At 67.1% G+C, this 12,781-nt stretch carries 12 protein-coding genes; 3 read left to right on the top strand and 9 right to left on the bottom strand.

What is annotated here, in order from left to right; all coding sequences use genetic code 11:
* Positions 1–77: 77 nt before the first annotated feature.
* The 3 genes from AC1DRE_RS06755 to AC1DRE_RS06745 form a co-directional block, all read right to left on the bottom strand.
* The gene (locus AC1DRE_RS06755) at positions 78–827 is read right to left on the bottom strand and encodes a LamB/YcsF family protein (RefSeq protein WP_476983905.1); all 750 of its coding nucleotides are present in this window, start codon (positions 825–827) and stop codon (positions 78–80) included.
* Entirely contained in the window at positions 811–1,716 is a 906-nt protein-coding gene (locus AC1DRE_RS06750) for a hypothetical protein (protein WP_476984146.1), read from the bottom strand. Before AC1DRE_RS06750 ends, AC1DRE_RS06755 begins: the two co-directional genes overlap by 17 nt.
* 116 nt (positions 1,717–1,832) lie before the next feature.
* Positions 1,833–2,423, bottom strand: a complete 591-nt coding sequence (locus AC1DRE_RS06745) for a hypothetical protein (RefSeq protein WP_476983904.1) — start codon at positions 2,421–2,423, stop codon at positions 1,833–1,835.
* A 73-nt stretch (positions 2,424–2,496) separates the two neighbouring features.
* Here AC1DRE_RS06745 and AC1DRE_RS06740 point away from each other — a divergent pair, with 73 nt between their 5' ends.
* Positions 2,497–3,831 carry an MFS transporter gene (locus AC1DRE_RS06740; protein ID WP_476983903.1) on the top strand — a complete coding sequence of 445 codons (1,335 nt, stop codon included), beginning with the start codon at positions 2,497–2,499 and terminating at the stop codon, positions 3,829–3,831.
* A 44-nt stretch (positions 3,832–3,875) separates the two neighbouring features.
* On the opposite strand, the gene AC1DRE_RS06735 is transcribed toward AC1DRE_RS06740, so the two are convergent.
* The 6 genes from AC1DRE_RS06735 to AC1DRE_RS06710 form a co-directional block, all read right to left on the bottom strand.
* Positions 3,876–6,251 carry a glycoside hydrolase family 65 protein gene (locus AC1DRE_RS06735; RefSeq protein WP_476983902.1) on the bottom strand — a complete coding sequence of 792 codons (2,376 nt, stop codon included), beginning with the start codon at positions 6,249–6,251 and terminating at the stop codon, positions 3,876–3,878.
* 55 nt (positions 6,252–6,306) lie between these two features.
* Positions 6,307–7,104 carry an HAD family hydrolase gene (locus AC1DRE_RS06730; protein WP_476983901.1) on the bottom strand — a complete coding sequence of 266 codons (798 nt, stop codon included), beginning with the start codon at positions 7,102–7,104 and terminating at the stop codon, positions 6,307–6,309.
* 143 nt (positions 7,105–7,247) lie between these two features.
* On the bottom strand, positions 7,248–8,258 hold the full coding sequence (locus tag AC1DRE_RS06725; protein ID WP_476983900.1) for a LacI family DNA-binding transcriptional regulator: 1,011 nt from the start codon (positions 8,256–8,258) through the stop codon (positions 7,248–7,250).
* A 175-nt stretch (positions 8,259–8,433) separates the two neighbouring features.
* On the bottom strand, positions 8,434–9,051 hold the full coding sequence (locus tag AC1DRE_RS06720) for an alpha/beta hydrolase (protein ID WP_476983899.1): 618 nt from the start codon (positions 9,049–9,051) through the stop codon (positions 8,434–8,436).
* Between the two features lie 84 nt (positions 9,052–9,135).
* Positions 9,136–10,356, bottom strand: a complete 1,221-nt coding sequence (locus tag AC1DRE_RS06715) for a beta-ketoacyl-[acyl-carrier-protein] synthase family protein (RefSeq protein ID WP_476983898.1) — start codon at positions 10,354–10,356, stop codon at positions 9,136–9,138.
* A 137-nt stretch (positions 10,357–10,493) separates the two neighbouring features.
* Entirely contained in the window at positions 10,494–10,997 is a 504-nt protein-coding gene (locus AC1DRE_RS06710; RefSeq protein WP_476983897.1) for a MarR family winged helix-turn-helix transcriptional regulator, read from the bottom strand.
* A gap of 119 nt (positions 10,998–11,116) precedes the next feature.
* Here AC1DRE_RS06710 and AC1DRE_RS06705 point away from each other — a divergent pair, with 119 nt between their 5' ends.
* Together AC1DRE_RS06705 and AC1DRE_RS06700 are read left to right on the top strand one after the other, a co-directional pair.
* Positions 11,117–12,343: an FAD-dependent oxidoreductase gene (locus AC1DRE_RS06705; RefSeq protein ID WP_476983896.1), complete on the top strand. Its 1,227-nt coding sequence runs from the start codon at positions 11,117–11,119 to the stop codon at positions 12,341–12,343.
* Positions 12,344–12,457: 114 nt separating this feature from the next.
* Entirely contained in the window at positions 12,458–12,715 is a 258-nt protein-coding gene (locus AC1DRE_RS06700) for a DUF6458 family protein (RefSeq protein ID WP_214956179.1), read from the top strand.
* Positions 12,716–12,781: the final 66 nt, after the last annotated feature.

The following is a 12,781-nucleotide window of genomic DNA, read 5'->3' as shown; positions in this document are numbered from 1 at the left end:
CTCCGGCGTATTGGGGCGCGAACGGACACTTGAGCACCCTCCGGGAGGGCCATACGTGTCCGTTCGCGCTTGTAAGGCTAGGCGAAGGCTTCGATCTCCACGCCGGCTGCTTCCAGTGCCTTGCGGACGGCCGTTGCCGTCTCGACGGAGCCTGGTGTGCCGCCGTGCAGGCACAGTGAGTGGGGCTGGAGCCTGATCACGGAGCCGTCCACGGCCTCCACTTCGCCATGGATGGCAAGCCGGACCGCTCGTTCGGCCACCTCCCTGGCGTCCTGCAGCAGCGCACCGTCTTCGGAGCGCGGCACCAGCGTTCCGTCCGGGAAGTAGGCGCGGTCCGCGAAGGCCTCGTGGAACACGGGGTGGCCGGCCTCCGCCGCGACGAACAGAAGCGCGGATCCCTGCAGGCCCAGGATGGGCAGCCCGGGATCGTACGCCTGGATGGCGGCGATGACGGCAGAGGCCTGCTCGGCGTCACGCACCGTGCGGTCGTAGAGCGCGCCGTGGGCCTTTACGAAGTCCACGGATGCCCCGACGGCGTGCGCCACGCCGTCGAGCGCGCCGAGCTGGTACAGCACCGCCCCGAAGAGATCGTCGAAGGTCATGTCAATGGACCGGAGGCCAAAGCCTGCAAGATCCGGGTACCCGACGTGCGCACCCACGCGGACGTCCAGTTCAAAGGCCGCCCGGCAGGTGTCCAGCATGGTGACGGGGTCCCCGGCGTGCAGGCCGCAGGCCACGCTGGCGCTGGTGATAAGCGGGAACATGGCGGCGTCGTCCCCCATGGTCCAGGAGCCGAAGGACTCCCCCAGGTCAGCGTTCAGATCCAAGGAATCCGCCTTTCAACGTTGCGTCCCCACCGGGGGTGTTTGTGCCGGCGGGGTTGTCCCCGGCGGAGTCGATTGCGGCTGGCCCGCCGGCCCTGCTGCCGGGCGTGTTGCCCGGCGCCGGGTTGCCAGGGGTTCCGGCGGTCAGTTCGCCGGGAATCGTATCCGGCATCGGGCCAAAGGCCTCCTTGGCGCTGGCGACGACGGCGCGTCCCATCACGCGGTTGCCCACGCCGCCCACTACGGCTCCGACGCCGAACGGCAGCGCCCGGCCCAGCAGGGCCGTCCCCTGCCGCTGCAGCAGGTTGCGGAGGAATGCCCGCTGGATGCGGTCCCGCACCGAGCCGAAGCCGGGGAACGACGTCTTGCGGGCGAACGCGGAACCCCAGGCGTCCGTGGGGCCCTTGCTTTTGCCGGCGGCCTGGCCGCTGAGGCTACTGAGGAGGGCGGTCCCTTCCTCGCCCAGCATGATGGCCATGACCAGCGTGCTGGCCTTCTCGGGATCAACCATGCGGATGCCGTGCAGCTCGGCCAGGGACGTGGCGTACAGTGCGGTGGCTTCGAGGAAGCCGATGGTGGCCGCCGCGGAAAGCCCCAGCGCAGCAACCGTGCCAACGCCCGGGATGACGGCCGTGCCGCCCACGAGGGCGCCGCCGCCCGTCACGGCGAACACGTAGTCGCGCTCCAGCTTGTCCGCCAGTTGCGCGGCCGTGGCCCGCGGGTGCCTGCGCTGGAGCCGCCGGAGGTTGGCGAGCACCAGCGGGCGCTGGACCTCGACGGCCCGAAGCAGCATGCTGTGCAGTCCTGGCTTTGGCTTGCCTTGGGAGTCGAACACCGCCTTGTGGGCAGTTCTTTGTGCAATCTTCATTGCCGGGTTCTTCCGCATGGCTATCGTCACCTTTCCTGGTTCGGGTACAGCCGCCGGTGCAATCAGGGATAGCGACCGTGGTTGCAACCGGGCAAGGGCAGCTCGTGGCTGCCTCTCACCCTTAACACTAGGCCACGCCGCTACATCACCCAGGATTCGGCCACGGCAATATACGCGGACGACGACGGCCCCCGGGGTCCCGGGTACACCGCCGGTGAGCCGGGCCATTCCACCCCGAACTCCGACAGCCGCCCGGCGCTGCACGGAAGGTACACGTTGCTCAGCGCGGCGCTGCTTTCGCCGAGCTGGAAATCCGACGCCGAGAACTGGCGGCGGTCCAGGACGCCGCTGATCTCCAGCTCCGCCTTCCGCCCCACGGCCCGGAAGCCGCGCCCGATGTCCAGTTCGACGTCGAACTCGTCCTGAGTGTGGGTGATTTCAGTCAGCGGGAAGCGGGCGGCTTCCGGAAAATATCGGGTGAGTTCATTGGCCAGGTTCTCGGCGAAGTAACCGTTGGCGCCGTAGCTCCGCCAGCCTTGGCGGGTGGCGACCAGCAGGGCATTTCCGCTGCCCCACCTGGACCACTCGGCCATCCAGAAGGAAGCGAAGCAGCTGGCGGGCTCGCCGGGGACGTGGACGCCCTCGCCGTTGACCGGATGCAGCGCCAGCCCCGGGTTGTTACCGATGAATGCCATGCTGCGGCGCCACGTGCCGGCCGGACTGTTCCCCATGGGCAGAGCCTAGCCCGGCGGCGGCCAACCGTAGCGGCGGCACGGCCGGGCGGAGCAGGCCTAGACTGACCCTATGCCCGCCCCCAGAGCCCTCCGGCCCTTTGTGCACCGTGAGTACCGCGTGCTGATCGCGGCGCTGGCCGTTTCGATTTTCGGTTCCGGAATGTGGGCCGTTGCCATGGTCTACCAGGTCATCCACCTCGGCGGCGGCCCGCTGGAGCTGTCCCTCGTTGCCACTGCGGGCAGCGTGGGGCTGGTGGCATTCGTCCTGGCCGGCGGGATCGCCGCGGACCGCGTGCCCCAGCGGCTCCTGATCATTGCAGTCGAAGGCACCAATCTCGCCGTGATCGCCGGCATCAGCGGACTGGCCCTGGCGGGCTGGCTGCAGCTGTGGCATCTGGTGATCGGCGCCTTCGTGCTGGGCGTGGGGGCGGCGTTCTTCTTCCCGGCCTACTCGGCTATCCTGCCCAGGATTCTGCCGCGGGAGGACCTGCTGGCGGCCAACGGCATGGAGGGGACCATGAGGCCCATCCTGCAACAGGCTGCCGGTCCCGCCGTCGCCGGTATCCTGGTGGCCGCGCTGTCCCCCTCGCACGCCGTCACGGGTGTGGCGGCATGCCACCTACTCGCCTTCATCATCCTCAATTTCCTCGGCCAGCACGCCCTGGACGCTCCCGGCGCCGACGGCGGGCCCGCCCCGGAACGGGCCAAGACATCCTTCTTCCACGACCTCCGCGAAGGCGTCAGCTACACCGTCCGCACGCCGTGGCTGCTGTGGACACTGCTCTGGGCCTGCATCTCGGTGCTGTTCCTGATCGGGCCCATCGAGGTGCTGCTGCCGTTCGTTGTCCGCGACCAACTGGGCGGCGATTCCCGCATGTTCGGTTTCCTGCTGGCTGTGATGGGCGTGGGCGGGGCGGGCGCTTCCCTGGCCACGGCGTCCTTTCCGCTGCCACGCCGCTACCTCACGGTGATGATGGTCTCGTGGGGTGCCGGCAGCCTGCCGCTCGCCGCCATCGGGATCATGGACAGCTTCTGGATGGTTGCGGCGGCGCTGTTTATCTTCGGTGCCACCGGAGGCCTCGGAATGGTCATCTGGGGGACGCTCCTACAGCGCCGCGTTCCCCCGCACTTGCTGGGCCGGGTCTCCAGCCTGGACTTCTTCGTGTCCCTGGCCCTGATGCCCGTCTCCATGGCCCTGGCCGGACCCGCCGCGGCTGTGGTGCCCACGTGGGTGATCTTCCTGGTGGCCGGCGGCGTGTGCCCCATCATGGCGGTGGTGGCCATGATCGTTGCCCGGATGCCGTCCGACGAACTCGCGCATCCGCTGGACAGCAGTTCAGAAAACCCGGCGCCCGTGGACAGCCCTGCGCCGGCAGACAGCCCGAATTCCGTGGACAGCCCTTAGGCGGGCTGTCCACGGTCCGGCCACGGGATTGTTCCGGGCCGCTTTTAGCTCTGGCCCGCGAACGTGTGGGCGCGGACGATCGGGATGGACGACGTTGGAAGGCCGCTCGGGAAAACCGTGGGCTCCGGGGCGCCGACGGGGGCCAGCGGCACCCGTGCAACGTCGCTGCCCACGGTGAGAACGTCGCCGCGGACGTTGACGTCCAGGGGTTCGCCCTCCCGGATGCTGAGGCCGATGGACCCCTGCTCCAGCTCAACGAACACCCGGCGTCCCTGCACCTTGAGGTGGAAGGACAGCCCCTCCCATTCGACAGGCAGCCTCGGGTCGAAGTACGGAACGTCACCCTGGTCGCGAAGGCCCGCAAAGCCGCTGACCAGCGAACTCCAGACGCCGCCGGTGGAGGCGATGTGCACGCCGTCGATGGTGTTGCCGTGGATGTCATCGAGGTCAATGAAGAGCGCGTGGGTGAAGTGGTCCAGCGCGGCCTTCCCGTAACCCACCTCGGCGGCCATGATTCCCTGGACGCAGGCGGACAGGGTGGAGTCGCCGGTGGTGATCGGATCGTAGAAGTCGAACGCCCGCCGCTTTTCCTCGGCCGTGAAGTCCTGCCACTGCAGGAACATCGCCAGCACGGTATCTGCCTGCTTCAGCACCTGGTGCCGGTAGATCACCAGCGGGTGGTAGTTCAGCAGCAGCGGGTACTTGGACCGGGGCGTAGTCCAGTCCCACGGCTCCAGCGTCATGAAGTCGTTGTCCTGCGAATACACCTCGAGGTCTTCGTCGTAGGGCAACTGCATCCGGTTGGCGGCCTGCTCCCAGAGCTCGCGTTCGGCGTCGTCGATCCCCGGGTGGTCAAGCGCCGCCGCGGCGCGCAGGTTGAACCGGGCCATGACGTTTGTGTAGAGGTTGTCGTTGACCACGGCCGTGTACTCGTCCGGGCCGGTGACGCCGTGGATGTGAAAGAGCCCGTCCTTGCCGAAGAAGCCGAGGGAGACCCACATCCGGGCCGTTTCGATCAGCAGCTCCGAGCCCATCCCGTGATTGAAATCCGCGTCGCCGCTGGCCCACATGTACCTGTTGGTGGCGAAAGCGACAGCTGCGGCGATGTGGAACTGTGCGGTGCCGGCGGCGTAGTAGGCGCTGGCTTCGAGCCCGTTGATGGTGCGCCACGGGAACAGCGCGCCATCCACGCTGAGTTCCTTGGCGCGCACCTTGGCGTCCGGAAGCATCTCGTGCCGGAACTCCAGCACCTGGCGCGCGTTGTCCGGGTTGGTGTACGTCAGGTACGGCATCAGGTACACCTCCTGGTCCCAGAAGTAGTGCCCGTCGTAGCCGGAGCCGCTGACACCCTTGGCCGGGATGCCGGCAACGTCCGCGCGGGCGGTGGCCTGGGCCAGCTGGAAAAGGTTCCAGCGGATGGCCTGCTGCAGCTCGGGCTGGCCTCCCACCACGATGTCCGTGGTGGCCCAGTAGTCCCGGTAATACGCCTCGCTCTCGGCGAAGATGGCGCTGACGGGCTGCAGGGCGCTCTCGGCCGCTTCGGAGGGATCCTGCGCCGACCCGCCGTCTACCGCTCCCTCGCGGAAGGCCCGCGCCACGGCGTAACTGGCGCTCTTCTCCAGGCGGAAGGGCCGGTCCTCGCTCACGGCCAGCACGTACCGGACACTGCTGTCATCCTGGTCCACCAGGGTCTCAAAAGGCTGCACTTCGGCCGACGTCCAGTGGTCCACGGCCAGGCCAACGCGCTGACGTGACTCCGCTGCTTCCCAGGACAGGCGCAGCGAGCCGTCGCCGCCGTCGAGCCGTACCGGCAGGAGAACGCGCCCGGCGTGCCGTCCGGCGCGCCGCGGATCGTGCGTGGAGTGGTCCTCCACCGGCTGGTCCTGGCGGTTGATCACCGAGGATGTCACATCGGCGTACACGTCCCGGTCCGGCGCCACTTCGAGGCTGACGCCCATGGTGCCGCGGGACTGGTAGCCCACGGCCCGGCGCTCCGTGGTGGTCACGGTGGCACCGGAACGGCACTCCCACGTGATCCGGCATTCGTAGATACCGGTGGCGAAGTCCACGGACCGGCGGTAGTCCAGCACCGTTGATTCGCTGAGGCTCAGCGTCTCGCCGTCGATGATGACCGTGAAGTTGTTGACGTCCGGGATGTAGAGGATCCGCTGGCCCGTGCGGGCGAAACCGAAGGCATTCTCTGCGTGCTTGATGTCCCAGGTTTCGTGGAAGCCGTTGATGAAGCTGCCGGGAAGGTCGGCGTCCGCTGCGGCCCAGTGCGCGCCGCGGATGCCGAGATGGCCGTTGCCCAAGCTGAAGAGCGTCTCCAGGGTTCCGGCATTTCCGGGCAGGTGGACGGTCTCCACGAGCTGCCAGGGGTCGTTCGGGAATCGGGCGCGGTCAGAGGTGATGAGTGCCATGGCTGTTGGGGTTCCTTTTGGCGTTGTGCAGGTTCGGGGGTGGGGGCTGGCCGGGTTAGAGGAGTTCGTTCAGGTCGTCGACCACCAGGGTGGCGCCGGCGTCCAGCAGCGTCTGGCGGCCGGCTCCCCTGTCCACGCCGATCACCGAGTGGAAGCTTCCGGCGCTTCCGGCCTGGACGCCGGACACGGCGTCCTCCACCACGACGCATTCGTCGCTGGGCAGGTCCAGCAGTTGTGCGGCGTACTCGTACGTCGCGGGGCTGGGCTTGCCGGGCAGGCCTGCGGCCGCTGCCACGACGCCGTCCACCACCACGGTGAAGTGGTCCGCCAGTCCCGCTGCCAGCAGTACCGCCGGGGCGTTCCGTGAGGAGGAGACGACGGCGACCTTGAGCCCCAGCGCCTCCGCGGCTGCCAGGAAGCGCACCGAGCCTTCGTACGGTGCCACGCCGCCGGATTCGACGATGTCGTTGAAGACCTTGTTCTTGCGGTTGCCGAGGCCATGGACCGTGTCGTTCGCCGGGTCGTCATCCGCGGGACCCTCGGGCAACACAATGCTGCGCGACGCGAGGAAGTCCCGGACGCCGTCGAACCGCGGCTTGCCGTCGATGTGGTCGAAGTAATCGCTTTCGCGGTAGCCGTCCGCTCCGGGGACAGCCTGCAGGTAGCCGTCGAAAAGCTCCTGCCAGGCGCGCTCGTGGACAATCGCCGTGGGGGTGAGCACACCGTCGAGGTCGAAGAGGATGGCGGAAGCGCCGGTCCAGCCGCGGCTGCCGCCGGCAGTACTGGTGCCTGCGGCGGTGCTGTTGCCGGCAGTAGTGGTGCCTGCGGCGGTGCTGTTGGAGAGCTCAGTCATGCGGTACTCGGTGTCCTTTCAGACGGGGTGCAGGGGACGTGCATGGATACTGCCGGGTTTGGTACGGAGCGGACCGTCCGGCGACGGCCGGAGGGCGGAGTCGGGCCTCAATGCCCGGGAATGCATGTGCTTGGCGTTTACGCTCAGCGTTTTCGTCGCGTGCTCTTGCGTTCAATCAGCTTGGTATCCAGCACATGGCTGGCGGGGGCGGTCAGCGGCCCCGGACGTTGGAGTCCCTCAATCAGCAGGTTGGCTGCAAAGGCGCCCTGATCGGCTACCGGCTGGGCCATTGTGCTCAGGCCCAGGAACCAGCTCATCTGATGATCGTCTATTCCTATGATGGACACGTTTTTGGGCGCTGACAAACCGAGGTCCCGTAAAGCCATGAGGGCGCCGAAGGCCGTTTCGTCGCAACCGGCGAAGATCGCGGACGGCATCCGGCGGTTTTCGATGAGTTCCGTCATGGCCCGGCGGCCGCCTTCAATGCTGGAGCCGGCGTCCATCACCAGGTCCGGATCAACGGTCAGGTCATGCTCGGCAAGGGCCCGCCGGAAGCCGTTAAGGCGGTCCGTGGCCGTGACCACCGAGCGTGCTCCGGGTTCGCGTCCGGACAGGATGGCCAGGTCCCAGTGGCCAAGCCCCAGCAGGTGGTTGGTGGCTTTCCAGGCCGCGTCCTCGTTGTCGATGCCCACGTTGTCCCAGGGGACGTTATGCATGCCCACGCTCGCAACGGCCAGCCCGGAGGAGGCCAGGGCTTGGATTTCGTCGTCGCCGAGGGCGATGTTGAGGAGCAGGATGCCGTCCACGCGCTGGGACAGGGCGTCCAGGTCTCCGAACACCTTGCGGTGCACGCTCGGGGTGTTCCGCAGGCTGATGAGGACGGTGTCGAAGCCGCTGTCCGCGAAGACTTCCTCGGCCGCTTCGACGGCCTGGGCGAAAAACCAGGCGGTGGCCGTGGGCGCGATGATGGCTACGGACCCCGTGATTCCGCCGGCCAGGCGCGACGCCGCGGAGGATGCCTTGTAGCCGAGCTTCGTGGCGGCATCCGCCACCTTCAGCTGGGCGGTCTCGGAAACGTTGGGGAGCCCGCGCAGCGCACGGGAAACGGTACAAATGGACAGCCCAGACAATGCGGCAACGTCCTGAATGGTCACGCGCGGTGCTTTAGCCATGCAACACGGGCTCAGCCCTTTCTTCTCCTGAAGTCCTGGGCCCGGTACATGGCCGAAGAAGAGTGTAAGCGCTTACAAATTTAGCGCGCAACTGGTTTTTCTTCTGTGTTCGGATTCTTACGGGAATCCCAGGGCAGGGAAGGCTGCAACTCGCGCCTTAGCGCAGCACGTAGTGGCGCAGGAAGGCGCCCACATCCACCATTTCGGCCTTGGAAATGGTGTGGCCCATGCCCGGGTAGGTCCGTGCCGTCAGTTGTGTGTTCCGCTCCAGCCATTCCTGGGTGTGCTCAACGGCGTCGTCATTGATGACCAGGTCAGCCTTGTCCCGGCCCCAGAAGAACGGCGGCTTGGTGTCGAACGTTTCGCTCATGGAAAGCAGTTCGTTATCCAGGACGAATCCGGAGAGGCCCACGACGGCCCGGAAGTCGTGGGGCCGCAGCCGCAGCAGCGTACTGGCCATGGCCATGCCCTGCGAGAAGCCCAGCAGGCTGACGCTGCTGTGTTGCCCTTTGACCGAGTTGATCCAGTCGAACACCTTGTTGCTGACCGAAATGACGTCCGCGAAGTCATGGGTCAGGAAATAGTCCAGCAGGAACCAGCCGTAGTCGTCGCCGATCACCTTGGGTGCGCGAAGGGCCGCGCAGGTGAAATCGGGCGGCAACAGGCCGAAGAGGTCCGACATGCGCACCTCGTCCGTTCCGTAACCGTGCATCATCACCAGCAGCGGTGTTCCGGCGCGCTGATTCTCCGGCCTGGACCACACGACTGTCTCCATCGGAACAGCCTAACTTTGCCGGCGGGGCTCACGAGGCGGGGCTCACCTGGCAAAGCTCACCTGGCAAAACTCATCTGGTGGAACTCAGCCGGCCGTTATCACCAAGGAGGTGCTGTGGCCGCCGAATCCGAACGCGTTGGAAATGCCGGCCTTCGCCGCCAGTCCCCCGGTTGTCTCCGAAACGATGTTGAGGTGGATGTCCGGATCCAGGTTTTCAAGGTTGAGGGTCCCGGGGACCGTGCCCGTGCGCAACGCCTGGATGGTGACGATGGCACCCAGCGCTCCGGCCCCGCCCAGCAGGTGCCCGGTGAGGGATTTGGTGGACGTGACGGGAACGGAATGCCCGACGACGGCGCCGATTGCCTCCGCTTCGAGCCGGTCCCCTACAGGGGTGGACGTGGCGTGGGCGTGGACGAAGCCGATGTCATCTCCGGTGAGGCCGGCGGCGGCAATGGCCTTGCGCAGGACACGGCGCTGCATGGCGGGGTCTGCCGCCACGATGTCCACGGCGTCCGAGGTGACGGCGCTGCCGGCGATGATGCCGAGGATGTCGGCTCCGCGGGAACGGGCATGGTCTTCGCGTTCCAGCACCACAATCCCGGCGCCCTCGGCCATGACAAAGCCGTCGCGGTCCCGGTCGAAGGGGCGGGATGCGGCCGGCGGGCTGTCGTTGCGGGTGGAGAGCGCCCTGATCTGCGCGAAACCGCTGATGGTGAGGCCGTTGATGCAGGAGTCCACCCCGCCGGCGATCACCACGTCGGCTGCGCCGCTCCGGATCATGTCGGCTGCCTGGGAAATGGCTTCAGCCCCGGAGGCGCACGCGCTGACGGGCGTCCGCGCCCCGCCGCGGGCTCCAACATCAATCGAGACCCAGGCAGAGGGACCGTTGGTCATGATCCGGGTGAGGGTGTGCGGGGAAACCCTGCGCGGCCCCTTCCCGTCCAGCGTCCGGGTCTGCTCCAGCGTGGTGTCCAGGCCTCCGTAACCGGAGCCGATCACGACGGCGAGCCGTTCCGGGTCAGTTTCCGGCCGGCCGGCCTGTGCCCATGCCTCGCGGGCGGCAATGAGGGCAAGATGGCCGCAACGGTCCATCCTCTTGTACTCCAAAGTGGACAGCAGCGAGGGAACATCGGCGGTGACGCGTCCCGCCATACGGACAGGCAGCCCGCCGGCCCAGTCGTCGTCGAGGGCCGAGATTCCGGAGCGTCCGGCCAGCAGCGCGGACCAGGTATCGCCGGCCGTCGAGCCGACCGGGGTGACCGCTCCCAGCCCTGTAACCACAACTGTGGGGGAAACTTCAGACATCGGTAACCATATTTCTGTGAGTACGCCGGGAGATGCGTGGCGTCCGCCAAAGGGGGCCACGGAGGAGCCGGGATGGGTTCCACGTACCCATCAAGGCTAATGGCCCACGCCGCTGCCGCCGCGCTGCAGCCGGGTTGTTACGACTGGCCCGGCGGCTGGTCGATGCTTGACGCCTGGCCCAGCCGGCCCGCAGCTTCCTGTTGGATCCGGGCCGCCCTGCTGGAAAAATCGGCGATCACCCGGAGTTCGTCATCGCTGTAGCCCTCAAGTAATGTCGCCAGTCCCGCCATGAAATCCGCGAAATGCGGGGCGGCCGCGGCCGGCTGGTCGCCCACCAACTCGATGAGGACTTTGCGTTTGTCCTGGGCATGGCGGACCCGTTTGGCCACTCCCTTGCTCTCCAGCCTCTGCATGAGTCCCGTGACGGAGGCCGGCGCGAGCCCGGAGCGCTCGCCAAATTCCCCGGCCGTCATGGGGCCGAACCGCAGCAGGATGTCGATCGCCTTGCCTTCGGTCGCCGACAGCCCACGGAGTTCGGAGAGCTTGGCATGGAACATAACCGAGGCCGTGGACAGCTCCCGGCCCGAGTCGTAGACGGCTTGCAGCAATGCTTCGCGTTGACTCATCCGGGTTTGGTCCATAATCCGAGGTTAACAAAGTCTTTCGTCAAACCGAAAGGATTGACTCTTAGCCACCCTGGGAATATATTTCTTTCGACCGAACGAAATAACTTACGGAGGTATCCTGGATGTTGCATTGCATGGTTATCGGCTCCGGAATCGCAGGGCTTGCAACGGCCCTGTCCCTTACCAAGGCGGGCCACACCGCCGTCGTGTACGAGGCCTACGGCGCCGCGTCTGACGGCGTCGGCGGTTTCCTCACCCTCGCTGTCAACGGCTTCGACGCACTGGACACCCTCGGCCTCAAACATGGCGCCAGTCAACTCGGCTTCAGCACCCCCACAATGTCCATGCACCTGGGCAGCACCGATCGGCATCTGGCCGACTTCGACTACGGCGGCTCGCTGCCGGATGGGACCACCGCCCGGACCCTGACCCGCTCAGAGCTATACGGGCTGCTGCGGACGGAGGCCGCGAGGCGGGGCGTCCGCATTGAGCACGGAAAGCGCCTCGCATCGGTGGAAGAGGCGGCCGGGTCAGTCGCCGCCGTGTTTGCAGACGGCACGTCCGCCAGGGGCGACATGCTGGTCGGGGCGGACGGGCTGCGCTCGGCTGTCCGCACCGCGATTGACCCCACTGCCCCCGAACCCCGCAGCATTCCCTTGCTCAACACCGGCGGAATTGTCCCGGCGGGAACGCTTCCGGAAGGGACGCCGCTTCCCGAAGCCGGGCGAATGAAGATGGTCTTCGGCAAGAGGTGCTTCTACTGCTACATGCGCGATCCACAGGGGCGGACGTGGTGGTTTGCCAACCCGCTGGAGCGGTCCTCGGAAGACCCTGCGCAGCTTTCACCGGCCGAACTGAAGGACTGGCTGGCCGGCCTGGCTTCCGGTGACCGCACGCCCATGGCGGCCATCATCGCAGCCACAAGCGACATCATCCGGCCCTACCGCACCTACGATTTCCCCAGCGTTCCCCGCTGGTACGGCGGCCGCATGGTACTGGTGGGGGATGCCGCCCATGCCGCTTCCCCGTCGTCCGGGCAGGGTGCTTCGATGGCGATCGAGGACGCGGTGGCACTGGGGCGCGCCCTTCTCGGCACCACTGCCCGGACCGACACGGCTGCCCTCGAACAGGCCTTCGGCCGCTATGAGCGCGAGCGCCGCGCAAGGGCAGAGGCAGTGGTGGAGTGGGGAAGGCGCAACGCAGCTCCGAAGGTCCGGGGGCAGTTCAAGCGGGTCTTCGAGGACCTCACGCTCAGGGCCGTGTTCCGCTCGCTGTCCCGGAAGCCCGCGGATAACTTCGACTGGGTCTACGGCCATCACATTGAGTGGGAATCAGCGCCGAGCGCGGACTTCCAACACTGAAACGGACACCCCTGCCCGGTTCATTGAATCAGCAGGGGGCGGCCTGTAGCCTGTCGCTAGACAGCATGCTGATCAAGTTTGCCCGCACGCCCCCCGGACAGCTAGGAGCAAGTCATGAGAATCGGTTCCTCCATTTTCCTTATCGCCATCGGTGCCATCCTGGCGTGGGCCATTACCCCCGGCCTGATCCCCTACGTGGACCAGACCCTGATCGGCTACATCCTGATGGCCGTCGGCGTCATCGGCCTGATCGCCTCGCTGGTCCTGGCGTCGCCCGGCCGCAGCCGCCGGGTGAGCGAAACCCGCTCCGTGGTGGACCCGAACACGGGCGAACGCATTGTCCGCAACGAGAGCCGGGACGGCGGCATCTAGCCATGACCCTCCGGCCGCCACTGTCCCCGGACACAGGCGAACCGCAAGTGAACATCCCGGAAGAAG

Source organism: Arthrobacter sp. P4_H3 (genome assembly GCF_056400885.1).
Note: the sequence above shows the minus strand (reverse complement) of the source record. Positions and strands in the feature narration are given on the sequence as shown.